Source organism: Tardiphaga sp. 37S4, from assembly GCF_021044645.1.
Lineage (GTDB): Bacteria > Pseudomonadota > Alphaproteobacteria > Rhizobiales > Xanthobacteraceae > Tardiphaga > Tardiphaga robiniae.
The window spans coordinates 47,541-70,570 of record NZ_CP088008.1; the positions used below are offsets into that span (position 1 = coordinate 47,541).

A 23,030-nucleotide genomic window follows, 5' to 3' on the forward strand; every position below is an offset into this window, starting at 1 on the left:
GCACGCAATTGCGCGCCTGGCCGGGCGATGACAGTCGAGTGTGAGAAGCCGGAGAGTGGAGCTGCGCGGGCGCAGAGCGATCAGCCGCGGCGGGTGAACGGCTCGATCCGTGCGGCGGTGCGCAGGAAGGCCACCATGATGGCGACGCCGCACAGGAATAGGCAGACCTGCAGGATGTGCTCGCCGGTGGTGGAGAGGCCGAACAGGATCGACAGTGCCCAGCCGCCCGCGAAGGCGGCGCCGAACACTTCCGCGCCGATCAGGATCGCCGCCGAGATGACGGTGATGACGCTGGGCCAGTAGATGCGGCGAGGGGCGGTGGAGGTGGTCATAATCTCAAGGTCCTGTTTCGGGCCGCAATCTCTCCGAAAAAGCCTGCTGCGGCAAGCACTAAAGGGCCCAAAAAAGCCCCATCGCGTGGTATAGATCGACGCATTCTCTGGGCTTCAAAGCAGGATTTCTTATGTCAGAAACGTCGGTCTCGCCGGTTGCGTCGAAAGGTCTCGAAAATCCGCTTCTGAAAGCCTGGCAGACCCCGTTCGAGACCCCGCCGTTCGACGAGATCAAGCCCGAGCACTTCATGCCGGCCTTCGAACAGGCGTTTTTCGACCATTCGGCCGAGATTGCCGCGATCGTGAACGATCCGGCCGCGCCTGACTTCGCCAATACGATCACGGCGCTGGAGCGCTCCGGCAAGTTGCTCAGCCGTGTGGCATCGGTGTTCTACGATCTGGTGTCGGCGCATTCCAATCCGGCGATCCTGGAGATCGACAAGGATGTGTCGTCGCGGATGGCGCGGCACTGGAATCCGATCATGATGAATGCCGTATTGTTCGGCCGCATCGTGGCGCTCCACGACAAACGCGCCGAGCTCGGCCTCACCACCGAACAGATGCGTCTCCTGGAGCGGACCTATACCCGCTTCCACCGCTCCGGCGCCGGCCTCGACGAGACCGCCAAGGCGCGGATGGCTGAGATCAACGAGCGTCTCGCGCATCTCGGCACCAGCTTTAGCCATCATCTGCTCGGCGACGAGCAGGAGTGGTTCATGGAGCTGGGCGAAGGCGATCTCGATGGGCTCGCCGAGAGCTTCGTCGCCTCTGCCAGGGCCTCGGCTGACGAGCGCGGCATGACTGGCAAGGCGATCATCACCACGTCGCGGTCCTCGATGGAGCCGTTCCTGAAGAGCGCGGCGCGGCGCGACCTGCGCGAGAGGGCCTACAAGGCCTTCATCCAGCGCGGCAACAACGGCAATGCCAATGACAACAACGAGACCATCGTCGAAATCCTGAAGCTGCGCGAGGAGACCGCGAAGATCCTGGGCTTCCCGACCTTCGCGGCCTATCGCCTGGAAGACTCCATGGCAAAGACGCCGGAGGCCGTGCGCGGTCTGCTGGAGCGGGTCTGGAAGCCGGCCCGCGCCCGCGCGCTGGCCGACCGCGATGCGCTCCAGGAGCTGATCGCGGAGGAGGGCGGCAACTTCAAGCTCGCCGCTTGGGATTGGCGCTATTACGCCGAAAAGCTGCGCCAGCGCCGCGCCAATTTCGATGATGCGGCGATCAAGCCTTATCTGACCCTCGACAACATGATCGCGGCGCAATTCGACACCGCGACGCGCTTGTTCGGTATCACCTTCGCCGAGCGCAAGGACGTGCCGGTCTGGCATCCGGACGTCCGCGTCTGGGAGGTCAAGGACGCCTCGGGCGCGCTCAAGGCGATCTTCTATGGCGACTACTTCGCCCGCCCGTCGAAGCGCTCCGGCGCCTGGATGACCTCGCTGCGCGACCAGCAGAAGCTCGACGGCGACGTGGCGCCGCTGGTGCTGAACATCTGCAACTTCGCGAAGGGCACCGACGGCCAGCCATCGCTGCTGTCGCCGGACGATGCGCGCACGCTGTTCCATGAATTCGGCCATGGCCTGCACGGCATGCTGTCCAACGTCACCTATCCCTCGCTGTCGGGCACCTCGGTTTTCACGGACTTCGTCGAACTGCCGTCGCAGCTCTACGAACACTGGCAGGAGCAGCCGCAGGTGCTGCAGACTTTCGCCAAGCACTACCAGACCGGCGAGCCGCTGCCCGACGATCTGCTGAAGCGGTTCATCGCTGCCCGCAAGTTCAACCAGGGCTTTGCCACGGTGGAGTTTGTGTCGTCGGCGCTGATCGATCTCGAATTCCACACCCAGCCGGCGTCGGCCTCCGCCGATGTCGCTGCCTTCGAGAAGAAGGAGCTGGAGAAGATCGGCATGCCCGAGGAAATCGCGCTGCGGCACCGGCCGACGCAGTTCGGACACATCTTCTCCGGCGATCACTATGCGTCTGGCTACTACAGCTACATGTGGTCCGAAGTGATGGATGCGGACGCCTTCGGCGCCTTCGAGGAAGCCGGCAACATCTTCGATCCCGCAGTGGCCAAGCGGCTGCATGACGACATCTATTCGTCGGGCGGTTCGGTCGATCCGGAAGCGGCCTATATCGCGTTCCGCGGCCGTGCCCCCGCGCCGGATGCGCTGCTGCGGCGGCGCGGGTTGTTGGAAGAGCCTGAGGCAGCGTGAGGTGATACTTCTGATGAACCGCTTTTTGGGTCTGATCGCGATCGTTGTTGCGCTGGCTGGCGGCATCACTGCTGCCTCCGCCCATCCGCATGTCTTCGTCACGGCATCAAGCGAACTGATCTACGCGCCGGACGGCACCATCACAGGTGTGCGTCATGCCTGGGTGTTCGACGACATGTTCTCGACCTATGCGCTGCAGGGCATCGAGAGCAAGACCAAGGGCGTCTATACCCGCGAGGAACTGGCGCCGCTGGCACAGACCAATGTGGAGTCGCTGAAGGAATTCGCCTTCTTCACCTTCGCCAAGGTCGAGGGCAAGAAGCAGCGCTTCAACGATCCCGTCGACTATTATCTTGAGAAGCGCGACGCGGCGCTGGTGCTGCACTTCACGCTGCCCTTCAAGACGCCGTTCAAGGCCAAGAAGATGGAGCTGGAAATCTTCGATCCGAGCTTCTTCGTCGATTTCGGTCTGGAGAAGAAAGACCCCATCAAGCTGGCTGGCGCGCCGGCCTCCTGCACGATGGCGATCCAGCGCCCGTCGGACGGCGCCGCCAAGGCGCAGACCATGAATGAAGACACTTTCATGAATGGCGAGAACAGCAATTACGGCGCCATGTTCGCTAACAAGATCACGGTCGATTGCCCATGATGCTCCAGAAAATGACGATGCGCCACGTGCTGTTGGCTTGCGCTGTGCTGGCCGCAGCGTCAGTGATTGCCGATGGAGCGCTGCATGATGTGTTGGCGCAGAACCCGTTCGGTGCGCCGAAGGGTGTGCCGGACTCACAGGTTGGCGGCATCATTGGCTGGCTCCTGACGAAGCAGTCCGAATTCTATCGCGCGATGTCGGCGACCATCCGTGCCGCCAAGTCCGACGGCAGCGCGGTGTGGACGCTGCTGGGGATCTCCTTTGCCTACGGTATCTTCCACGCCGCCGGCCCCGGCCATGGCAAGGCGGTGATCTCGTCCTATCTGGTCGCCAATGAAGAGACCGCCAAGCGCGGTATCATATTGTCCTTCGTCTCGGCGCTGATGCAGGCGCTCGTCGCCGTGTTGATCGTCGGCATTGGCGCATGGTTGCTAAATGTCACAGCCAAGACCATGTGCAGCACCGAGCGCTGGGTGGAGATCGCCAGCTATGGGCTCATCGCGGCCTTCGGCGCGCGACTGGTCTGGAGCAAGGGGCGCGGGTTCTTCCGCGCCTTGCGGCCGTCGCTGCCGGTTGCGGGGCCGCAACTCGCGGTGGCCCATGCCAGTGCGTCCGCGCATACGCACGATCACGGCCATGACCACCATCACCACGACCATCATCATGGCCACGCTCATTCTCATGCGCACGCCCATACGGCGCATGCCGAGGCGACGGCTTCAGCGCATGCGCACCATGAGCACAGTCATCACGATCACGTTCATGATGAGCATTGCGGCCATTCCCACGGCCCGACGCCGGATCAGCTCGCCGGCCCCGGCGGCTGGGCGCGCGGACTGTCGGCCGTGTTCACGGTAGGCATCCGGCCATGCTCGGGCGCGATCCTCGTGCTGGTCTTCGCACTGGCGCAGGGGATGTTCTGGGCCGGCATCGCCGCCACCTTCGTGATGGGCCTGGGAACCGCGATTACCGTGGCAACCATTGCCGTCCTCGCCGTCTCCGCCAAGGGTCTCGCCGGCCGTTTGGCCGGTGGCCGCGATGGCAGTGGCGCGCTGGTCATGCGGGGGATTGAGTTCGGCGCGGCGGCGCTGGTGATGCTGTTTGGCGTTGGCCTGCTGCTGGGCTATGTCGCGGCCGAACGCGTCACCTGTTTCTGATCGCTGTCCTGCCCTGATGGACAGTCCGTCGTCTTGACAAGGTCCAACCAAAGCGCGAAGCCACCGGCATCATGACAAATGTCGTTTCCCTCGAGCAGCCACCGGCCTCCACCCTGGAGATATCGGAACGCGTCGGCGTCTTGCTGGTCAATCTCGGAACTCCCGACACGGCGGATACCCGCGGCGTACGCGTTTATCTCAGAGAGTTCCTGTCCGATCCGCGCGTGATCGAGAACCAGGGCCTGCTGTGGAAGCTGATCCTCAACGGCGTCATCCTGACCACGCGCCCGCGCCGCAAGGCCAAGGACTATCTGAAGATCTGGAACACGGAGAAAAACGAATCTCCGTTGAAGACGATCACCCGTGCGCAGTCCGACAAGCTCGCGGCGTCACTCGATAGCCATACCCATCTCGTGGTGGATTGGGCGATGCGCTACGGCAATCCGTCGATCCGTTCCCGCATCGCTGACCTGACTGCAAAGGGCTGCGACCGCATTCTGGTGGTGCCGCTGTATCCGCAATATTCGGCGGCGACGTCTGCGACGGTCTGCGACGAAGTGTTCCGCGTGCTCGGTACCATGCGTGCGCAGCCGACGCTGCGGGTCACCCCGCCTTATTATGATGAGCCGGATTATATCAGTGCGCTGGCGACCTCGATCGAGAAGCATCTGGCGACGCTGTCCTTCGTACCGGAAATGATTGTGGCGTCGTTCCACGGCATGCCGCAGAAATATATCGACAAGGGCGATCCCTATCAGGCGCAATGCGTGGCCACGACCGAAGCGCTGCGCAAGCGGCTCGGGCCGGATGCGCCGAAGCTGTTGCTGACCTTCCAGTCCCGTTTCGGCTTCGACGCCTGGCTTCAGCCGTATACGGACAAGACCATCGAGCAGCTCGCCAAGGACGGCGTGCGTCGCATTGCCGTCGTAATGCCTGGCTTCTCGGCCGACTGCCTGGAGACGCTGGAAGAAATCGCACAGGAGAATTGCGAGATCTTCATGCATAATGGCGGCGAGCAATTCTCTGCGATCCCCTGCCTCAACGACAGCGATGAGGGCATGGACACGATCCGCCAGCTTGTGCTGCGCGAGCTGCAGGGCTGGATCTAAGGGCGCTCCAACCCATTCACGTCATTGCGAGCGCAGCGAAGCAATCCAGAAGCCACAGGCGAAGACTGGATTGCTTCGTCGCAAGGGCTCCTCGCAATGACGGCTGAGAGGTCCGTGGCTCGCGATCACGTCGGCGCTCTCGCTTTTCCCGATTTCGAACCTTAAAATCCTCCACGCCGACAAAACAACGAGGCGCCATATGTTGCGCGTCCATTTTGCCGCAGGGAGACTTTGATGTCCGGTTACGACATTTTCGCCATCGCCGTTGTGCTGCTGATCATCTTCACGCTGTTTGCCGGTGTGAAGACCGTACCGCAGGGCTATGACTGGACCATTGAGCGCTTCGGCAAGTTCACCCGCACGCTGTCGCCGGGCCTCAACCTCATCATCCCTTATTTCGACCGCGTCGGTCGCAAGATGAACATGATGGAGCAGGTGATCAGCATCCCCGAGCAGGAAGTAATCACCAAGGACAACGCCACCGTCACCGTGGACGGCGTCGCGTTCTTCCAGGTGTTCGACGCGGCCAAGGCAAGCTACGAAGTGTCCGACCTCAATCAGGCGATCATCGTGCTGACCATGACCAACATTCGTTCGGTGATGGGCTCGATGGATCTCGATCAGGTGCTGTCGCATCGCGACGAGATCAATGAGCGTCTGCTGCGCGTCGTCGATGCCGCCGTCTCCCCATGGGGCCTCAAGGTCAACCGTATCGAGATCAAGGACATCGTGCCGCCGGCCGACCTCGTAGAGGCCATGGGCCGCCAGATGAAGGCCGAACGCGTCAAGCGCGCCGATATTCTGCAGGCCGAGGGTCAGCGCCAGTCGGAAATTCTCCGTGCCGAAGGTGCCAAGCAGGGCCAGATTCTGCAGGCCGAAGGTCGCCGCGAGGCTGCGTTCCGTGACGCCGAGGCACGCGAGCGTTCCGCAGAGGCCGAAGCCAACGCAACGCGGGTGGTGTCGGAGGCGATTTCGAAGGGTGACGTTGCGGCGCTGAATTACTTCATCGCCGACAAATACATCAAGGCGTTCGGCCAGCTTGCGGAATCGCCAAACCAGAAGGTTATCATGCTGCCGGTGGAAGCCATGAGCATGCTGGGCTCGCTGGCCGGTATCGGCGAGATCGCGAAGGCGACCTTCGGCGAGAACTCGACCTCGGCCCAGGCTGCCGCGCGCCGCAGCGGATCGGTGCCGCCGGCGGGTACAACGCCGCCGCGCAGCTAGGGATTTCGCAATGGCCGAAATGTTCGTCACTTTGGGTAGCTGGAACTGGCTGATCTTCGGCGTGCTGCTGATGGCGCTGGAGCTGCTGGCGCCCGGCGTCTTCATGTTCTGGCTCGGGCTGTCCGCATTCCTGGTCGGCGTGCTGTCGTTCATCGTCACGCCGACTTGGCAAGTGCAGATCCTGCTGTTCGGATTGTTCGCGCTCGCTGCCGTGCCGCTGTGGCGGCGGATCGCGCGTCAGAAGCCCGGCGCCAATCCGAATCCGTTCCTCAACAAGCGCTCCGATGCGCTGGTTGGCCGTGTCTGCACGCTGGATCGGCCGATCATGGACGGCGAGGGCATCGTGCGCATCGACGACACGGTCTGGCGCGTCAGTGGCCCGGATACGCCGGCTGGGACGCGGGTAAAGATCGTGAAGGCGGATGGGGCCAGTCTGACGGTGGACGTGGCCTGATCAGTCAGCCGCCAGCGATTTGCTCCACCGCTCCGCAAAGTGATGCAGTGGCAGGAAGGTGTCCTGCAACTCCCGGCCTGTATCCGTCAGCCCATAGCCGTCCGGCTGCAGCGCGATCAGACCCGCGTCTCTGAGATCGCTCAGGCGTGCCTGGAGAACGGTAGGGGAGGCGTCGTCGCAAGCCTCGCGCAGCGCCCGCGAGGTCAGGGAGCGCTCACGCAACTCCCAGAGAATGCGCAGCGTCCAGCGCCGGCCCAGCAGGTCGAGCAGCGCCATGATCGGTCGGCCGGTCGTTGAGCCGCGCACACCGCGTCTGGGCGGCTTGGAAACGGACTTTGCCATCACATTACTCTCTTGCAGGGCGCTACAAAATATGTAGCATGTCGCTACGATTATTGTAGCGCAGGAGTTGGGCATGTCACGCATCGCGCCGCTGCAGCCGCCTTATGCTTCCGACATTCAGACGCAATTCGATGCGATCATGCGCGGGGCGCCGCCGCTGATGCTGTTTCGCGTGATCGCCGGTCATCCGAGGGCATGGAGCAAATTTCGCGCAGCTGGCCTGCTTGATCGCGGACCGCTGTCGCTGCGGGAGCGCGAGATTGTCATAGATCGCACCTGCGCACTGACCGGATGCGAATATGAATGGGGCGTCCATGTCGCGACCTTTGCAGACGCGGCGAAGCTGACGGAAGCGGAGGTGAGGGCGACCGTTGACGGTGACTCACAGGCGACATGCTGGTCGTCAGCGGAACAAGCTCTGATCGCGGCAGTCGATGCGCTGCATCACCGCGCCACGCTCAGCGATGAGGAGTTCAAGACGCTGGCCGCTCACTACGATGACGCGAAAATCTTCGAGATCATCCTGCTGTGTGGATTCTATCGTACGGTGTCGTACATCGCGAACGGCTTGGCATTGCCACTCGAAGCGAATGCGGCAAGGTTCCTGCGAACTGCCAGCTAACGTGGCTTACGCCACGCCCGCCCGTAGCAGATCATGCAGATGCACGATGCCGACGGGTTTTCGCGCATCCGTCACCAGCAGTGCGGTGATCTTCGACGAGTTGAGGATTTCCAGCGCCTCGCCGGCGAGCAGGTCGCGGCTGATGGTCTTGGGATTCTTGGTCATGACTTCATCGACCGAGACCGTCATCAGGTCGGCGCGCATGTGACGGCGGAGATCGCCGTCGGTGACGATGCCGACCACATGGCCGTTGCCATCGGTGATGCCGACGCAGCCAAAGCCCTTCGAGGACATTTCCACCAGCGCGTCGGACATCTTGGTGCCGAGCGGCTTGAGCGGCACGGCGTCGCCCGAATGCATGAGGTCGCGGGTATATTTCAGCATCGCGCCGAGCTTGCCGCCGGGATGCAGCACGCTGAAATCCACCGAGGTGAAGCCGCGGCCTTCCAGCAGCGCGATCGCCAGCGCATCGCCCATCGCCAGCATCATCAGCGACGACGTCGTGGGCGCGAGATTATGCGGGCAGGCCTCGCGCGCCTTCGGCAGCGTCAGCGCGACATCCGCGGCCTCGGCCAGCGTCGAGGTGGCTTCGGAGGTGATCGCGACCACGCCGATCCTGAAACGCTTGGCATAGGTGATGAGGTTCTTCATTTCCGGCTGCTCGCCGGACCACGACAGCGCCATGATGACGTCGTCGGGCGTGATCATGCCGAGATCGCCATGGCTGGCTTCGGCGGCATGGACGAAGAAGGCAGGTGTTCCGGTCGAGGCGAAGGTCGCGGCGATCTTGCGGCCAATATGACCGGACTTGCCGAGGCCCGTGATGATCAGGCGGCCTTTGGCCTTGAGGATCAGGTCGGCGGCCGCGACGAAGGCCGGGCCGAGGTCAGACTGCAGCGCGGTGGCCAGCGCAGTGACGCCGCTGGCTTCGGCCTCCAGCGTACGCAGCGCCGAGGCAATCGCTTCAATGGCCTGATCGCTCATCGCTGCCGTCGTTTTCGTCGGAAGGCCGGGTGTCTTGGAGAGGGGCATCAATAGCATCCTGGGGCCGTAAATTGTCCGGCTGTGTCGCCGTCCTCTTAGCACGGCTGGGCCTGCCTGGCGAAACCCCGCCGATGCGATCTCAACGGGCCATTAACCATAAGCGTTTTAACTCCCTTAACCATGAGTTGTCGCGCGCGCCTCCGGCGTCGCTCTTGGTTGATTTTGTAAGCTTTTGATAGTGTTGGAGTTTTTCTGATCGTGAGGATGGGTCGAGTACGCGACCGCCGCAACCGCGCCTGGGCCAACGGCGCGGTTTCGGCATGTCTGTGCCTGAGCCTCCTCACGCCATCTCCGGCATTCTCGCAAGCATTGACGTCAGACCTGCTGGCGCCGGTCCCGGGCGGTTTCGTGTCACCGCAGAATCTGCCGACGCGCCGAACGACGGATGCGCCGCTCCAGCCAACTGGAACGCTGCAGAGCAGCCAGCTATCGCCGGATCGCATCCCGCAATCGATCATCACGCCGCCGGTGCCCGCTGCATCGGGCGCCGCCGGCACCGGGTTCGATGCGCTCAACCGCAAGCGCAAGCAGACCAAATATTATCCGGGCGCGAAGAAGCCGAAGCCGCCAGTGGGCCCCGGCAGCCCGCCGCCGCCGCTGGTGCCCGAGACGCGGCCGTCACCGCCATCGGCCAAGGCCGCCAAGCCCCCCGTTGCGCCGTCGGTTGCCGGCACCGTGGTGGGTCAGCCGCCGCGCCGGCGATTGCCGATTGATCCCGATCCTTATGCCCCGACCGGCGTGCGCGTCGGCAGCTTTCTCGTGAAGTCAGCCGTGGAAATCTATGGCGGTTTCGACAACAATCCGGCGCGTTTCGTGCAGCCGAAGGGGTCGTCGTTCTACAAGGTCGCGCCGGAGCTGCTGGCCGCAACCGACTGGACGCGGCACTCGATCATCGTGGATCTGCGCGGATCCTTCACCGGCTATGAGAAGCAGTTTCCCGCAGCGCCATTCCAGACTTCGCCGGCACCCGAAAATGTCGATCGCGCCGAATTCAACGGCAAGATCGCCGGTCGTCTCGATGTCGCCCGCGACCTGCGCGTTAACAGCGAAATGCGTATGCGGGTCGGCGCGGATAATCCGGGCAGCCCGAACATTCAGGCCGGCTTGAAGGAGTTCCCGCTGTTCACGACGACTGGTGGGTCGCTCGGGGTCGAGAAGGACTTCAACCGCCTTCAGATCAAGGTCGATGGTCTCGTCGATCGCACTGTCTATCAGGATTCGAAACTGACCGACGGCACCCAGACCAACAACAATGACCGTAATTTCAATCAGTATGGCGGCGTCGGCCGCGCCACCTATGAAGTGCTGCCGGGTCTGAAGCCATTCGCCGAAGTCCAGGGCGATGTCCGTGTGCACGACGATCGGGCGGATCGCTTTGGCTATCTCCGCGATTCCAGCGGCGGCTATATCAAGGCCGGTACGACGTTCGAATTCACGCGTCTGCTGACGGGCGAAGCGTCGATCGGATATGCAGCGCGCAGCTATACGGATACGCGGCTGGAGGTTCTCAAGGGCCTGCTGACGTCAGCGTCGCTGATCTGGACGGCCACACCGCTGACGACCGCGAAATTCGTCTCGACCACGTCGATCGACGAGACGACCGTTCCCGGCGTTCCCGGCATTCTCACGCGCACCTATACGGTCGAGGTCAATCACGACTTCCGGCGCTGGCTGACGGCCACGGGCAAGTTCACTTATGTGACGCAGGATTATCAGGAAAACTTTCGCTTCGATAAGATCTACTCGCTGCAGGGTGATCTCGTTTACAAGCTGAACCGTGAAATCCAGCTCAAGGCGCAGGTGCGCCGCGATATCCTGGATTCAAACATCCTTGGCGCGAGCACGGCCTCGACCGTGGTGATGCTGGGCGTGAGACTGCAGCGGTAGCCGTCAAAATCGCTGGGCGCCACGTCGCTCGTCCTAATTCCACTTCCGCATGAACTTGGCCGTCTTCCGGCGAAATTTCACACCGGAGCCATCGGGCAATCGGATGGCGATGAAGCCGGCTGCGATACAGGCCTCGCGCTGCGGCATGTGCTCATCGGGCGCGCGCTCGGTCTCCCACCACGAGGCCCGGTGCGACGCGCGCGGCAGCGCGTCGTCGATGATCTCCTCGATCGCATCCATGCTCAGCACGAATTCGTCCTTGGTCTGGCTGGCCAGGTAGGCGCGGAGCAGGTCGTAGTCAGGCACGGAATTGTCCTCGGTATAATCTCGCAAACGTCATACGCGCCCGCGCGATCAGGCGCTACAGCGCGATTTTGGTAAATCGACATCGGAAGTGCGTCATCCGAGCATTTTCCGCAACCGTTCGTTAACGCCGTGTGGAACCCAAAGCCGGTACTTAAGCGCTCGGCAAGCATTCGCGTGCGATCCGTGGGGTACGGAGCACATGATGAAGTCGGGGAATGCAAGCACGGGAATTCGACGCTGGCCGTTATCGGCCAAGCTGTTGATTCTGTCGTCGCTGGTCACGATCATTGGCTTTTCGGCCGTTTGCGGCACTGTGATGCTCGATATGCGCCGCGGCGAGGAAGCGCTCGCGCGACAGACTGCCGAGAACCTCGCCACCTCCATCGATTCTGATATAGGTCGAACCGTTGAACAATACGATCTGTCGTTGCGCGCTGTCATTTCCGGCATCAATACGCCCGAGATCGACAAGCTCAGCAAGGAAATGCGCCAGCTGATCCTGTTCGACAATGCGGCATCAGCGCGCCAGTTTGCATCCATTCAGGTGTTCGATGCGCATGGCGATCTTATCATCGATGCGGCATCGCTCGATCCTGCCAAGCAGAGCAGTGCCGACGAAGAGTTCTTCAAGGTACACAAGTTCGACGGCGAGCGCGGGCTCTATGTCAGCAAACCGATGCTGCACCGGGGCGCGTATTCCGTCGTGCTGAGCCGCCGCATCACCGACGTCGATGGCAATTTTGCCGGCGTCGTCGCGGGTGCCATCCGGTTCGCCTACTTTCATGATCTGTTCGGCCGCTTGCGGCTGAACAAGGACGACAACATCACAGTGATCCGCCGCGACGGCGTCGTCATCATGCGTACGCCGTTCGATCTCGACGTGGTCGGCAGGGATCTGAGCAAGACCCCCGGCGTGATGCGGGCGCTGAGCCGGTCCAACGGGTCGTATTCGGGCGTCGGTGTCGTTGACCAGATCGAGCGCCTCTACGTGTGGCGCGACAGCGGTCGGCCGTTGCTCGTGATCGTCGGCCGGCCGTGGGCCGGCATCTACAGTCTGTGGTATCAGCAGGCGATCAAGATCGGCGGCATCATGCTGGCGCTGATTATCTTCATCACCGCGGTGACACTGTTCCTGGCGCGCGAAATAGGCCGCCGCGCACACGCAGAGCACAAGCTCGAAGAACTGGCCACGACCGATGGTCTCACTGGACTGCGCAATCGCCGCAAATTCGATGCGGCGATGGAGCTGGAATGGCGCCGTGCCATCAGGCATTCACGGCCGATGGCACTGCTGTTGATCGACGCCGACCATTTCAAGGTTTTCAACGATAGCTTCGGTCATCAATCCGGAGACACTGCCCTGATCGCGATCGCGAATTGCATCGCAGGAGCGGCGAAGCGGGCCGGCGACTGTGCCGCGCGCTATGGCGGGGAAGAGTTCGCCGTGCTGCTGCCCGGTGCGACCGTGCAGGATGCCTATGAGGTTGCCGAAACCATTCGGCGCCGCGTCGAGCAGGTGCCGGCCGATCCTGCGATGCTCACGGTCAGCATCGGCGTCGCCAGCGTGAAGCCGCTGGTGACGATGGAGTGGACGGGACTGGTCGAAGCTGCCGACAAGGCGCTCTATGCGGCGAAGGCCGCAGGCCGCAACCAGTGTGTCATCGCAGGCGATGCGCATCAGGCGATTGCAGCCTAGCGCTTACTCTCCGAGGTAACGCAGCATTTCGGCGCGCAGACCTTCGCGCAGATCAGGGCGTTGCAGGCCGAACGCGATATTGGCGCGCAGGAAGCCCGACTTCGAACCGCAATCGTGCCGCTCGCCTTCGAATTCCACGCCGTAGAACGCCTGGCTCTTGGCGAGGCCGATCATCGCATCGGTGAGCTGGATTTCGCCACCCGCGCCGCGCTCCTGGGTCTCCAAAATTTTGAATATCTCCGGCTGCAGGATGTAGCGGCCGGTAATCGAAAGGTTGGACGGCGCGGTGCCCTTCGGGGGTTTCTCGACCATGCCGTCGATGGTGAAAGCGGCTTCGTGGGTTGGGTGGCGCTCGCCGACACCGCAGATGCCGTATTGATGCGTCATGTCCATCGGCACTTCCTCGACGGCAACGAGGTTGGATTTTTCGCCGAGGGCATTGGCAATGTCGACCATCTGCTTCAGGCAGCCCGGGGAATTCAGCACCAGCTCATCCGGCAGCACCACGGCGAAGGGCTCATTGCCGACGATATCGCGGGCACACCAGACAGCATGGCCAAGCCCGAGCGGGGCCTGCTGGCGTGTGAAGCTCATGGCGCCGGCGGCAGGCTGGGACAGCGCCAGCTGTTCGATCTCGGCAGACTTGTTGCGGCTCTTGAGTGTCTCGTCGAGCTCGAACATGCGGTCGAAGTGATCTTCGATGATGCCCTTGTTGCGGCCAGTAACGAAGATGAAATGTTCGATGCCGGCCTCGCGGGCTTCGTCGACCACATATTGGATCAACGGCCGATCGACGATGGTCAGCATTTCCTTCGGCATCGCCTTGGTGGCGGGGAGGACGCGGGTGCCGAGGCCGGCGACCGGAAAAACGGCTTTGCGAATTTTCATCAGGGGACTTTGCAATGACCTTGGAGGGGAACGACGCAGGCAGGCCAACGAAGATTGCGCCTGCTGGTTCCGTTTGCAACCGGGAACAAAGGCGGATGTGTGGTGCCGGGCTACATGTCTGCAATTATCCTTTCTGCCGCGCGGCACGTCCGCCCAGCCAGGCAAAACTGGAATAGTGTTAAGCTGATGGAAACCCTCACCGGGCCTCCTGTCATGCCACAGTCATGACCAAATTCCGGTCAGATTCCCGAGATGGATAGTGATGAAATCTGCGAAGAAGATGGCGCGTAGCCTGACATGCGGTGTAGCTGCGCTCGGCGCAGTTTTGCTTACGGCAGCCCTGCCCGTGGCGGCGCAGGCGCAGAGCAAGAGCGGCCCTTTCAGCCTGTTCGACAATATCTTTAGCGGATCGTCGCAGACCCAGGACCCGCCGCCACAGGCGGCACTGCCCGGCGCGCCCGGAGCGCAGCCCTGGAGCGGCGAGGACGGCGCATCCGGCCATCCGCTGATGACTGCACAGGCAATCCGCGAGGCCGCTGGTAATTTCGACAACTGCATTGCCGGACTGTGGCCTGATGCCGCACGCCGCGGCATCTCGCAGGACAGCTATCAGCGTTTCACCGCCGGGCTGACGCCGGATCTGCGAATCATGGACCTGATGGATTCGCAGCCGGAATTCACCAAGGCGATCTGGGACTATCTCGACATCCTGGTGAACGACAACCGCATGGCCAAGGGCCGCGAGGTGCTGGCGCAGTACAAGACCATCTTCGATGCGGCCGAGAAGGCCTACGGCGTCGATCGCTACATCGTCGCGTCGATCTGGGGCATCGAGTCGAACTACTCGACGATGATCGGCGATCGCAGTGTGCTGCGCTCGACGGCGACGCTAGCCTGCGTCGGCCGCCGCCAGGCCTATTTCAAGGATGAGTTTCTGGTTGCTCTGGAAATCCTGCATCGCGGCGATCTGAGGCCTGAACAGATGCGCGGCTCCTGGGCCGGCGCATTCGGGCCGACCCAGTTCATGCCGACCGCGTTCAAGCGCTTCGCGGTGGACGGCGACGGCGACGGCCGCCGCGATGTGGTCGACAATCCGACCGATCTGATTTTCTCGACCGCCAACAACCTGAAAAAGGATGGCTGGCAGAGCGGTCAGACCTGGGGCTACGAGGTCGTCGTGCCACAAGGCTTCAACTACATGCTGGCCGACAAGGCCAAGGCGATGACCCTGCCGCAATGGGAGCAGCTTGGCCTCAAGCGGGCTAACAACCAGCCGTTCCCGCGCATGACGGAAAAGGCCTATCTGCTCGCGCCCGCCGGTTCGCAGGGGCCGGGCTTTCTGATGCTGACGAATTTCCGCGTCATCATGAAATACAATCCGGCTGAAGCCTATGCGATGGCTATCGGCCATTTTGCCGATCGCCTGCGCGGCGGTCCGCCTTTCGTGCAGCCATGGCCGCGTCAGGAGCGCGTGCTATCCCGCGCAGAACGGCTTGAGCTGCAGCAGCTGCTGGCGCAGCGCGGCTTCTACAAAGGCACGCCGGACGGCCAGTTCGGCGGCCAGACCCGCGAAGCCTTGCGCAACTTCCAGGCCTCCGTCGGCGCGCCCGCTGACGGGTTTGCATCGTCGGAGATGCTGGATCGGCTCCGGGCTAGATAGGCGTTCTGCGCAGAGGCCCATAGCGCATAACATTATACCGCAGTGCAGCATGCATGCTACGCTGGTCCCCTTGGATGCATTCTTTGGGGACTATCGATGTTGAACAGGCGCGCGCTGCTGGCCGGATTGTCGGCAAGCCTTCTTCCATTTCAGGCCAAAGCGGCGTGGCCGGAACGGTCCATCACCCTGCTGCACGGTTTCGCGCCGGGCGGTGGCACCGACGCAACCTCGCGTGTGCTCGCCGAAGGTCTGTCGAAAATTCTCGGCCAGACCGTGGTGGTCGAAACCAAGCCCGGCGCCGGCACGACGCTCGCCGGGGCGCAGCTCGCCCGCTCGGCGCCTGACGGCTACACGATCTCGCTGATCACCGCGACCTATGGCGCGTCGTCGGCCTTCTACAAGAGCCTGCCTTACAAGCCGGTCGATGACCTCAAGGGTATCTGCCAGGTCTCCGAAGCGCCCTACATGTTCTCGTGTAATGCGGACGCGCCCTTCAAGAATCTCGCCGAGTTGATCGCTTCTGCAAAGAAGCAGCCGGACAAGCCGCTCACTTACGGCACGCCCGGTGTCGGCTCGGGCCCGCATCTGATCGTCGAGCAGATCGGGCAGTTGGCCGGCGTGAAGTTTCAGCACATTCCGTTTCGCGGCGGCGCTCAGGCCGTTGTCGAAGTCCTCGCGGGGCGCATCGACTTTATGGTCGATCCGCCGATCTCGATGATCGAGCAGATCAAGGCCGGCAAGTTCCGCGCACTCGCCGTGACGACGGCTGAACGCTTCCCGTCTTTCCCCGATATTCCCACCGTGGCCGAAGCGGGCTTTCCCGGCTACGCCGCGCCGGGCTGGTACAGCCTCGTTGGCCCGGTCGGCCTTCCCGACGACGTCGTGGCAAGGTTGAACGCTGCGACGGTCACACTGCTCAAGGATGAGAGCGTGAAGGAGCGGCTGCTGTCGCTCGGCAGCCAGGCTAAGGCCTCGCAGCCGAAGGAGGTCATCGATCTCCTCGCCTCCGACGTGAAGCGCTGGAGCGAGGTGCTGGAGAAGGCAAAGATCGAGCGGATCTAGAACGCACACGGGTGCGCTGCATCGTGCGGCGCGCCTGTCTTTGGATGGCAGGTTATTCCGCCGCCTGCTGCGCCACCGTCGGCGCATTGCCGGCGACTGTGGCCCGGCGCATGTCGCGCGGCTGCGACTGGTCGTAGCGGCGGACGCGATGCATGGTCTGGCGATTGTCCCACATCACGAGGTCATGCAGCGTCCATTTGTGGACATAGACGAATTGCGGCTGCGTGGCGTGTTCGTTGAGATCGCGTAACAATACGCGGGCTTCGGGCACCGACATGCCCTGGATCGCGCCGGCATGCGACGACAGATACAGCGACTTCCGGCCATGCACCGGATGGGTGCGCACCAGCCGCTGCAGCACCGGCTTGAACATCTCTTTCTCTTCGTCGGTGTAGTCGAGAAAGCCGAGCGCACCTCGCGACGTCATCAGCGAGTGTTCGCAGATCATGTCCTCGATCTCGGCCTTGGCATCACCGTCGAGCGCATCATAGGCCGCGCGCATGTCGGCGAATTCGGTATTGCCGCCCTTCGGATTGACCACGCGTGCCGACAGCAGCGAGAATTTCGCCGGAATCGGCCGGAAGGAACTGTCGGAGTGCCACAGGCAGTTGCCCAGATTGAACAGGTGTGTCCGGCTGTCTTTCGGCAGCGGCTTGCCGTCCTTGCCGAGATTGGACACGTCGGCGAGGCCCGATGTGAGCCGGTAGTCTTCCTTCTTCGTGACGGAGCCGCCTTTTCGGTTCTCTCGCTCGCCGAAATTTTGCGCGAAAGCGAGCTGCTGTTCGTCGGTGATATCCTGCTTCGGAAATATCAGAACGGCATAGTCATCCATGCCGCGCTCGATGGCGACGGCGTCATCGGGGCTGACCGGCTTGGTCAGATCGACGCCGGTCACTTCGCCGACGAAAAAGGGATGCAGTTTGCGGATCGTCACGGGCATTGCAAATTTCCTCCGTGTGGAATGGTTGACCCATTCGATTGCGGCTTCCAGCGATGCCGTGCCGCTTGAGAAAAATGCTACGCCCCCAAAGTGCGAAGTCAACCGGTGTGAATGCCGTCAAGCATTGCGTGCCATGAGGCCGCCGTCGACCGGGATCACCGCGCCTGTGATATAGGACGCGGCCGGCAGACAGAGGCTTAGCGTCATATGCGCGACTTCTTCCGGCTCTCCGTAGCGGCGCAAAACGGTGCGGCGCTTGGCGAAGATCACCTTGTGTTCGTCGCTGATGCGTTCGGTGATCCCCGTCGTGATCGGGCCGGGACAGATGCAATTCACCGTGATGCCGTCGCGGCCGAGTTCCACCGCGAGCGAGCGCGTGAGGCCGGTAACGCCGGCCTTCGCTGCGGAATACGGACTGTGCAGTGCGGTGGCGCCGAGCGCTTCGGTGGACGCGATGTTGACGATCCGCGGCGAGGGCGATTTGCGCAGGTGCGGCAGCGCGGCGCGGATGATGCGCTGGTGCGAGGTCAGCATCACGGCGATGGCGCGATCCCACGCGGCGTCATAGCCGTCTTGGTCGATCGCGGTCGATACCGAGATGCCCGCATTGTTGACGATGATATCGAGGCTGCCGAAATGCGCGGCGACGTCGCTAACCACTGTGCGGATGCGATCGGGATCGGCGACATCGAGGGTCCATGCGTGTGCGCTGCCGCCGCCTGATGTGATCGCATCCGACACCGCGGCAATCCCGTCCGCCGAAATATCCGTGACGGCAACATTGGCGCCTTCGTCGCCGAACAAGCGCGCCGTCGCGCGGCCCATGCCGCTTGCAGCGCCGGTGACGAGAACTGTGAGGCCGCGCACCGAGCGGCTGAGTTGTTTGTAGTCCGACAAGGCATCCTCCGAATTTTGCGCCTTCATGGTGAGGCTTGATTGAAGGCTTGCACCGATCGTCGGCGCGGTCAAACATGTGCCGATAAAATCAAGAAGGACGATCAGGGATGAACGAACTCGATTTCAGCGGCCAGCAGGTGCTCATCGTCGGAGGATCCAGCGGCATCGGCAATGGTATGGCGCAGGCGTTTCGTGCGCGCGGCGCACGCGTGCATGTGTGCGGTACGCGCGCCAAGGCCAGCGACTACACGATCGATGAAGGTTCCGATCTCGACGGCCTCGGCTACAGCCAGCTCGATGTTGGCAGCGCGTCGGCCATCGAGGCCTTCGATCCGAAGCTCGATCGGGTCGATGTGCTGATCCTCGCGCAGGGTGCTGTGATCTATCGCCGCGGCGAGTTCGAGATGGATGGCTTCCGCAAGGTGATGGAAGTCAATCTGATCAGCCTGATGGGCTGCGCGACGAAGTTTCATGCGCAGCTCAAGGCAAGCAAGGGCCGATTGATCATTGTCAGTTCCACCGCGGCCTATCATGCCACCAAGGGCAATCCCTCTTACAATGCGTCGAAGACCGGCGCGGTCGGCCTCACGCGCACATTGGCGCAGGCGTGGTCGGAAGACGGCATCCGTGTCAACGGTATCGCGCCGGGGCTCGTTGACACCAAGATGACAAAGGTCACGACAGCGAATCCGAAGCGGCTGGAAGGCGCGATTGCCAGGATCCCGCTGCAGCGCCTCGGCACGCCTGCCGATATGGCCGGCGCCGCATTGTTCCTTGCGTCGCCGCTGTCATCCTATGTTTGCGGTCATACGCTGGTCGTCGATGGCGGTTTGATCCTTTAAATTGACGGCGCCTGCATCGCGGCGGAACCAGTACTGGCTTCGGGCATTACACCGGCGAGAATTTCCTCACGGAGTAATGGACATGGACAAGGACCGTATTGCGGGCGCAGCCAAGGATGCGGCTGGCAAGGTTGAAGGTGTGATCGGCCGAGCCACGGGCGATGAGCGGACTGAAGCCTCGGGCCGCGCGCGCGAAGCGACGGGCACCGTGCAGAACCTGTATGGCCAGGCCAAGGATGCCGTGCGCGACGCATCGGACGCGGCCACCAGCTATGCCAAGGATGCACTCGACAGCGACGTCTATCGCGACGGCACGCAGGCGATCACCGACAAGGTCCGCGACAATCCGCTGGGCTCGCTGCTCATCGCAGGCGGTATCGGCTTTGCGCTGGCGATGCTGATGACGCGTCCGCCGCGCCGTCGTCCGAACCGTTTCGGTTATTGATAGCAGATCACGGCTGACACAACGAACGCCGCAGAAGCGTCAGCAGTCGCATCTGAGAAAACGTCCAAGAAAATATCCAGAAGCAAAAATCCCTCAGCCCGCAAAGGCTGAGGGATTTTTTTTGACTCTCAAATTTCGCGTCGGAATTTTTCGCGCGATTAGCGCGTGAAGAAACCGGAGGGGGCGGAGGCGGCGGGGCCGACATTGGCGGGCGGGCGCGGGCCGGGTGCCTGGGCCGGGCGGGGGCGCTGGGGCGCCTGCTGGACGGGCACGCGGCGCGGCGCATCGTCGAAGCCAAAGAAACTACCGAAGGATGACGGCGCTTCGGTGGCGATGACGGGCTTCGGCTTTTTCTTCGGTGCGGCCGGCGCTGCCATCACCGGAACGATGCCATCCGGTCCTGTCGTCGCAGCGCCGCTCGTGCCTGAGGTAGCAGGTGTGGCCGCCGCGACGGGAACATCGCCCTTGGCCTGTTCGCGGCCGATCTCGCGGCGCGGCCAGGCGAAGTCATCGGCGCGGCCGGCCGGTGCGGCGAGTGGCTCGCCTTTGACCAATACACGCGCGACCAGTGCATCGACACTCACCGGCTTCACGCCGGGGCCGCCGAGCAGTTGATCGGTGCCGACCGAGGAGGCGACCAATGGCACGATGGGGCCGGCCAGCGGACGCGGCGCTGGCGCGCCAGGCACGGCATTGAGGTCCGGCGTCGCAGGCTCGCTCGGCAGCGCGATCGGCGCGGAGCGGCCGGAGAGCAAACGGGTGATTTCGCGCTCGACGTAATGCGCCATCTTGCGGGCGCCGGCCTTGGTGAAATAGACGCCGTCGGCCGCACGCAGCCGGCGGATCTGGCCTTCGAAATCCGGGCCCTGCTGCAGGAAGCGGCCGGCTTCGTCGACAAAGCCGTCCCAGATATCGACGTAGGTGATGCCGGCCTTGGTCGCGGCGTCGCGATAGAGATTGTCGAGATAGAGCATGTCGGCGGTCGCCTTGGTGCCGCGCACTGCCGGCAGGCCGACCCACAGCACGGGTACGCCCTTCGCCTTCACGACATTGATCATCTCCTCGATCTTCTTCGAGTAGAGTTCGCCCCAGCGCTCGTCGCGGAAATCGACCATGCCGCCGGTGCGCGCGCCGCGCTCGGTCACGATCGAACCGGGATCGGGAATATCTGCATCGTCAGCTTCCGGCTCCGCCGGCTTGTCGCCGGGCTTCACTTCCGCGGCGCTGTCTTTCTTTTCGTCCTTCTTGGCGCCCTTCTTCTCGGCCGCCTTGTCGGGCTCGCGGATTGCGACGCGGTCATTGAGGCCGAGCATGACGACGATCGCATCGGGCTTCTCGGTGGCAAGAATGCCCTTGGCCGCCGCGGCCCAATCGGCGGGATCGCCCTTCGGCTGATAGCGCAGCAGGCCGGAGACGGTCTTGTGCTTGCGGATCACGCCCATGTCGGGCTGTTCGGCATAGGCGTCCTCGAGGCCGTAAGCGAGCCAGTCGGCCATGCTGTCGCCGAGCACCAGCACGTTGCGCTCGGCCGGTGCGTCGCGTTTTTCCGGCGATGGTGCGCGTGAATAGTCCTCGCGCGGAGCGGCCCGCTTCGGCGCCTGTTGTTGTTGGAACGGCGCGAAAAACGGGCTGTCATTGCCGCCGCCGAACCAGCCGAAGCCGCTACCGCCGCCTTGAGGCACATTGCGCTGCGGACGTGGAGGAGGTTGCTGCGGACCGCCGAAACCGAAGAACTGCGCGGAGGCCGGCGCCACGATGCCGATCAGGAGGCCCAGCGCCACGGCGAGCACCATCAGCGTGCCCTTTTCGGCACGCCAGTGATCGATCCGCCATCTCGGCAAGTTGGGCTTCTGTGACATGCGCCTCGACCGCAATCGCAGGGTCCGCAGACCCGGGTTCCCGCTCGACATACTACCGGATTCGGGCCGCAAGCGGGCAGCCGCGATCCCGCCATCAAGCGCCGCCCGGCGTTAACGTCAAGCAAATCCCGGAACTTTTAGCGGCAGGGTGAACAGCGAGGCCGCAGCCAAGGCCTGTGCCGAACAAAGCGGCAATCCCGGAGTTGTCGTGACAAATCAGGGAGGTTTGCCATGAAGTCACTGCTGCTCGCCGTTGCGCTCGTTTTCGCGCTGCCCTCATGGGCTTCCGCAGATACCCCGGGCAAGGACTGGATGACCGCACAGCAGGTCACCGAGAAGCTGCGCAGCTTGGGCTACACGGAGATCAGAGAGCTTGAGGCCGACGACGGCCATTGGGAAGCCGATGTCGTGAAGGACGGCCGGACCTTCGAGGTCCATGTCGATCCGCATAGCGGCGCGCTCACCAAGAACGAGCCCAAGCACTGACGCCGGCAGGCTAGTCTATTTCCATAGTCCCAAAGACTGCCATTTGGCGGGCGGAATGACCGTTCCCGTCTTGTAGGTGAAATCCAGCACCGTCTTGTGGTCCGGCGTCGCCTTGCAGGTGAAGGCGACCTGCATCCATTTGCCGCCCGCGCGATAGGCGCCGCCCTTGGCGATCATCGTATTGCCGAGATGTTGCGGCGGCATCAGCGCGTCGGATTTGGCGCGCTCGACGCGCGGGCCGCCCTTGCTGATCCGGCGCATCGCCTCGAAGTCGCAGACCTGTTCCAGCCGGGTCTTGGGATCGAGCTTGCCGAGGGCCGCCATGAAGCGGGCATCGCTGGCATGGGCCTGCGGGACAAGCGCCACAAGGCCGAGCGGAATAAGCAGGAATTTCATGCGGGAAGGGACAACACGTTTGGAAGGATGAACCGGCGGGATGACATCCGCTTAGCGTGTCCGGAGGTTGCTGGCTACCCACTCTGGGATGCGCAGCGCGCCCGGTCGCGCTGTGCGAGTCCCGGTCATGAATGGGGTCGACGCGCGCACGCGCCGTCTGTCCCGCGCCGCCGCGCAAGTTGGCCTTCCGGTGGTCCCCTTTGATGTGGAGGATAGAGCGCCGAAAGGCGCAACTTTGTCGTCAGTGGCGCGTCCCGTTGGTTGCCTGCGACAGCGACCTTCGGTGCGCGCACGCCTTTCGGCGCTCCATCGCGACTTTTTTGTTCCCGGGGCCGTGCTTCCGGGTACTGGGTACGGGCATCGTGCCCGTCATCCGGCCGGCTTTCGCCAGCCTTCACCCGCACCCGTCCAGCCGCAAGCGGCAGAGCCCCGTAGTGGGCCCGGACGGCTACCCAGGACCTCCCGAGTCCGTGCTTGCGAGGCACGTCCGCGGGCGCCGCACCCTGTCCCA

Annotated in this window: 23 protein-coding genes; 14 read left to right on the top strand and 9 right to left on the bottom strand. The window is 63.1% G+C overall.

Annotated elements, in window-relative coordinates:
- Positions 1 to 80: 80 nt before the first annotated feature.
- Positions 81 to 332 carry a hypothetical protein gene (locus tag LPB73_RS00255; RefSeq protein ID WP_068728984.1) on the bottom strand — a complete coding sequence of 84 codons (252 nt, stop codon included), beginning with the start codon at positions 330 to 332 and terminating at the stop codon, positions 81 to 83.
- A gap of 131 nt (positions 333 to 463) precedes the next feature.
- On the opposite strand from LPB73_RS00255, the gene LPB73_RS00260 reads away from it, so the two are divergent.
- The 6 genes from LPB73_RS00260 to LPB73_RS00285 all read left to right on the top strand — a co-directional run bounded on the left by LPB73_RS00260 (position 464) and on the right by LPB73_RS00285 (position 7,147).
- Positions 464 to 2,554: a M3 family metallopeptidase gene (locus LPB73_RS00260; protein ID WP_231079131.1), complete on the top strand. Its 2,091-nt coding sequence runs from the start codon at positions 464 to 466 to the stop codon at positions 2,552 to 2,554.
- A gap of 13 nt (positions 2,555 to 2,567) precedes the next feature.
- Positions 2,568 to 3,203, top strand: coding sequence for a DUF1007 family protein (locus LPB73_RS00265; RefSeq protein WP_231079133.1), 636 nt, complete (start codon positions 2,568 to 2,570; stop codon positions 3,201 to 3,203).
- Positions 3,200 to 4,360, top strand: a complete 1,161-nt coding sequence (locus LPB73_RS00270; protein ID WP_231079134.1) for a nickel/cobalt transporter — start codon at positions 3,200 to 3,202, stop codon at positions 4,358 to 4,360. Before LPB73_RS00265 ends, LPB73_RS00270 begins: the two co-directional genes overlap by 4 nt.
- Positions 4,361 to 4,431: 71 nt before the next feature.
- A complete protein-coding gene (gene hemH, locus LPB73_RS00275; RefSeq protein WP_231079135.1) occupies positions 4,432 to 5,469 on the top strand; it encodes a ferrochelatase in 1,038 nt (345 codons plus the stop codon).
- Positions 5,470 to 5,703: 234 nt separating this feature from the next.
- The gene (locus LPB73_RS00280) at positions 5,704 to 6,693 is read left to right on the top strand and encodes an SPFH domain-containing protein (protein WP_089265787.1); all 990 of its coding nucleotides are present in this window, start codon (positions 5,704 to 5,706) and stop codon (positions 6,691 to 6,693) included.
- A 10-nt stretch (positions 6,694 to 6,703) separates the two neighbouring features.
- Entirely contained in the window at positions 6,704 to 7,147 is a 444-nt protein-coding gene (locus tag LPB73_RS00285) for an NfeD family protein (RefSeq protein WP_231079136.1), read from the top strand.
- Here LPB73_RS00285 and LPB73_RS00290 read toward each other — a convergent pair whose 3' ends face one another.
- Positions 7,148 to 7,489 (bottom strand): winged helix-turn-helix transcriptional regulator, encoded by a 342-nt coding sequence (locus LPB73_RS00290; RefSeq protein WP_115032956.1) that lies wholly within the window; start codon positions 7,487 to 7,489, stop codon positions 7,148 to 7,150.
- Positions 7,490 to 7,562: 73 nt separating this feature from the next.
- On the opposite strand from LPB73_RS00290, the gene LPB73_RS00295 reads away from it, so the two are divergent.
- Positions 7,563 to 8,111, top strand: coding sequence for a carboxymuconolactone decarboxylase family protein (locus tag LPB73_RS00295; protein WP_089265790.1), 549 nt, complete (start codon positions 7,563 to 7,565; stop codon positions 8,109 to 8,111).
- Between the two features lie 6 nt (positions 8,112 to 8,117).
- Here LPB73_RS00295 and LPB73_RS00300 read toward each other — a convergent pair whose 3' ends face one another.
- Positions 8,118 to 9,095: a KpsF/GutQ family sugar-phosphate isomerase gene (locus tag LPB73_RS00300; protein WP_410001886.1), complete on the bottom strand. Its 978-nt coding sequence runs from the start codon at positions 9,093 to 9,095 to the stop codon at positions 8,118 to 8,120.
- A 264-nt stretch (positions 9,096 to 9,359) separates the two neighbouring features.
- Here LPB73_RS00300 and LPB73_RS00305 point away from each other — a divergent pair, with 264 nt between their 5' ends.
- Positions 9,360 to 11,042: an outer membrane beta-barrel protein gene (locus LPB73_RS00305; RefSeq protein WP_184512070.1), complete on the top strand. Its 1,683-nt coding sequence runs from the start codon at positions 9,360 to 9,362 to the stop codon at positions 11,040 to 11,042.
- 33 nt (positions 11,043 to 11,075) lie between these two features.
- Here LPB73_RS00305 and LPB73_RS00310 read toward each other — a convergent pair whose 3' ends face one another.
- The gene (locus LPB73_RS00310; protein ID WP_089266229.1) at positions 11,076 to 11,348 is read right to left on the bottom strand and encodes a hypothetical protein; all 273 of its coding nucleotides are present in this window, start codon (positions 11,346 to 11,348) and stop codon (positions 11,076 to 11,078) included.
- Between the two features lie 199 nt (positions 11,349 to 11,547).
- Here LPB73_RS00310 and LPB73_RS00315 point away from each other — a divergent pair, with 199 nt between their 5' ends.
- On the top strand, positions 11,548 to 13,044 hold the full coding sequence (locus LPB73_RS00315; RefSeq protein ID WP_170849588.1) for a sensor domain-containing diguanylate cyclase: 1,497 nt from the start codon (positions 11,548 to 11,550) through the stop codon (positions 13,042 to 13,044).
- A 3-nt stretch (positions 13,045 to 13,047) separates the two neighbouring features.
- On the opposite strand, the gene LPB73_RS00320 is transcribed toward LPB73_RS00315, so the two are convergent.
- On the bottom strand, positions 13,048 to 13,932 hold the full coding sequence (locus tag LPB73_RS00320; protein WP_231079138.1) for a UTP--glucose-1-phosphate uridylyltransferase: 885 nt from the start codon (positions 13,930 to 13,932) through the stop codon (positions 13,048 to 13,050).
- A gap of 262 nt (positions 13,933 to 14,194) precedes the next feature.
- Between LPB73_RS00320 and LPB73_RS00325 the strand changes: the two genes are divergently transcribed.
- On the top strand, positions 14,195 to 15,592 hold the full coding sequence (locus LPB73_RS00325) for a lytic murein transglycosylase (protein ID WP_093757204.1): 1,398 nt from the start codon (positions 14,195 to 14,197) through the stop codon (positions 15,590 to 15,592).
- A 96-nt stretch (positions 15,593 to 15,688) separates the two neighbouring features.
- A complete protein-coding gene (locus LPB73_RS00330; protein WP_231079139.1) occupies positions 15,689 to 16,654 on the top strand; it encodes a Bug family tripartite tricarboxylate transporter substrate binding protein in 966 nt (321 codons plus the stop codon).
- Positions 16,655 to 16,706: 52 nt separating this feature from the next.
- Here LPB73_RS00330 and LPB73_RS00335 read toward each other — a convergent pair whose 3' ends face one another.
- Both LPB73_RS00335 and LPB73_RS00340 read right to left on the bottom strand, forming a co-directional pair.
- The gene (locus tag LPB73_RS00335; RefSeq protein ID WP_231079140.1) at positions 16,707 to 17,594 is read right to left on the bottom strand and encodes a TauD/TfdA dioxygenase family protein; all 888 of its coding nucleotides are present in this window, start codon (positions 17,592 to 17,594) and stop codon (positions 16,707 to 16,709) included.
- A 117-nt stretch (positions 17,595 to 17,711) separates the two neighbouring features.
- The gene (locus tag LPB73_RS00340) at positions 17,712 to 18,491 is read right to left on the bottom strand and encodes an SDR family NAD(P)-dependent oxidoreductase (RefSeq protein ID WP_231079144.1); all 780 of its coding nucleotides are present in this window, start codon (positions 18,489 to 18,491) and stop codon (positions 17,712 to 17,714) included.
- Between the two features lie 107 nt (positions 18,492 to 18,598).
- On the opposite strand from LPB73_RS00340, the gene LPB73_RS00345 reads away from it, so the two are divergent.
- Positions 18,599 to 19,333, top strand: coding sequence for an SDR family NAD(P)-dependent oxidoreductase (locus LPB73_RS00345; protein ID WP_175367770.1), 735 nt, complete (start codon positions 18,599 to 18,601; stop codon positions 19,331 to 19,333).
- Between the two features lie 82 nt (positions 19,334 to 19,415).
- A complete protein-coding gene (locus LPB73_RS00350; protein ID WP_089266232.1) occupies positions 19,416 to 19,778 on the top strand; it encodes a CsbD family protein in 363 nt (120 codons plus the stop codon).
- Positions 19,779 to 19,936: 158 nt separating this feature from the next.
- Here the strand turns inward: LPB73_RS00350 and LPB73_RS00355 are convergent, their stop codons facing one another.
- Positions 19,937 to 21,637 (bottom strand): GDSL-type esterase/lipase family protein, encoded by a 1,701-nt coding sequence (locus LPB73_RS00355; protein ID WP_231079145.1) that lies wholly within the window; start codon positions 21,635 to 21,637, stop codon positions 19,937 to 19,939.
- 231 nt (positions 21,638 to 21,868) lie between these two features.
- On the opposite strand from LPB73_RS00355, the gene LPB73_RS00360 reads away from it, so the two are divergent.
- Positions 21,869 to 22,123 (top strand): PepSY domain-containing protein, encoded by a 255-nt coding sequence (locus LPB73_RS00360; protein ID WP_093757199.1) that lies wholly within the window; start codon positions 21,869 to 21,871, stop codon positions 22,121 to 22,123.
- A 15-nt stretch (positions 22,124 to 22,138) separates the two neighbouring features.
- Here LPB73_RS00360 and LPB73_RS00365 read toward each other — a convergent pair whose 3' ends face one another.
- Entirely contained in the window at positions 22,139 to 22,519 is a 381-nt protein-coding gene (locus tag LPB73_RS00365; protein WP_120287194.1) for a DUF930 domain-containing protein, read from the bottom strand.
- Positions 22,520 to 23,030: the final 511 nt, after the last annotated feature.

Excerpts from the sequence above, each read along its gene's own strand:
- LPB73_RS00255 (WP_068728984.1), bottom strand. The coding sequence starts at position 332 with ATGACCACCTCCACCGCCCCTCGCCGCATCTACTGGCCCAGCGTCATC.
- LPB73_RS00260 (WP_231079131.1), top strand. The coding sequence starts at position 464 with ATGTCAGAAACGTCGGTCTCGCCGGTTGCGTCGAAAGGTCTCGAAAAT.
- LPB73_RS00265 (WP_231079133.1), top strand. The coding sequence starts at position 2,568 with ATGAACCGCTTTTTGGGTCTGATCGCGATCGTTGTTGCGCTGGCTGGC.
- LPB73_RS00270 (WP_231079134.1), top strand. The coding sequence starts at position 3,200 with ATGATGCTCCAGAAAATGACGATGCGCCACGTGCTGTTGGCTTGCGCT.
- hemH (WP_231079135.1), top strand. The coding sequence starts at position 4,432 with ATGACAAATGTCGTTTCCCTCGAGCAGCCACCGGCCTCCACCCTGGAG.
- LPB73_RS00280 (WP_089265787.1), top strand. The coding sequence starts at position 5,704 with ATGTCCGGTTACGACATTTTCGCCATCGCCGTTGTGCTGCTGATCATC.
- LPB73_RS00285 (WP_231079136.1), top strand. The coding sequence starts at position 6,704 with ATGGCCGAAATGTTCGTCACTTTGGGTAGCTGGAACTGGCTGATCTTC.
- LPB73_RS00290 (WP_115032956.1), bottom strand. The coding sequence starts at position 7,489 with ATGGCAAAGTCCGTTTCCAAGCCGCCCAGACGCGGTGTGCGCGGCTCA.
- LPB73_RS00295 (WP_089265790.1), top strand. The coding sequence starts at position 7,563 with ATGTCACGCATCGCGCCGCTGCAGCCGCCTTATGCTTCCGACATTCAG.
- LPB73_RS00300 (WP_410001886.1), bottom strand. The coding sequence starts at position 9,095 with ATGAGCGATCAGGCCATTGAAGCGATTGCCTCGGCGCTGCGTACGCTG.
- LPB73_RS00305 (WP_184512070.1), top strand. The coding sequence starts at position 9,360 with ATGGGTCGAGTACGCGACCGCCGCAACCGCGCCTGGGCCAACGGCGCG.
- LPB73_RS00315 (WP_170849588.1), top strand. The coding sequence starts at position 11,548 with ATGATGAAGTCGGGGAATGCAAGCACGGGAATTCGACGCTGGCCGTTA.
- LPB73_RS00320 (WP_231079138.1), bottom strand. The coding sequence starts at position 13,932 with ATGAAAATTCGCAAAGCCGTTTTTCCGGTCGCCGGCCTCGGCACCCGC.
- LPB73_RS00325 (WP_093757204.1), top strand. The coding sequence starts at position 14,195 with ATGAAATCTGCGAAGAAGATGGCGCGTAGCCTGACATGCGGTGTAGCT.
- LPB73_RS00330 (WP_231079139.1), top strand. The coding sequence starts at position 15,689 with ATGTTGAACAGGCGCGCGCTGCTGGCCGGATTGTCGGCAAGCCTTCTT.
- LPB73_RS00335 (WP_231079140.1), bottom strand. The coding sequence starts at position 17,594 with ATGCCCGTGACGATCCGCAAACTGCATCCCTTTTTCGTCGGCGAAGTG.
- LPB73_RS00345 (WP_175367770.1), top strand. The coding sequence starts at position 18,599 with ATGAACGAACTCGATTTCAGCGGCCAGCAGGTGCTCATCGTCGGAGGA.
- LPB73_RS00350 (WP_089266232.1), top strand. The coding sequence starts at position 19,416 with ATGGACAAGGACCGTATTGCGGGCGCAGCCAAGGATGCGGCTGGCAAG.
- LPB73_RS00355 (WP_231079145.1), bottom strand. The coding sequence starts at position 21,637 with ATGTCACAGAAGCCCAACTTGCCGAGATGGCGGATCGATCACTGGCGT.
- LPB73_RS00360 (WP_093757199.1), top strand. The coding sequence starts at position 21,869 with ATGAAGTCACTGCTGCTCGCCGTTGCGCTCGTTTTCGCGCTGCCCTCA.
- LPB73_RS00365 (WP_120287194.1), bottom strand. The coding sequence starts at position 22,519 with ATGAAATTCCTGCTTATTCCGCTCGGCCTTGTGGCGCTTGTCCCGCAG.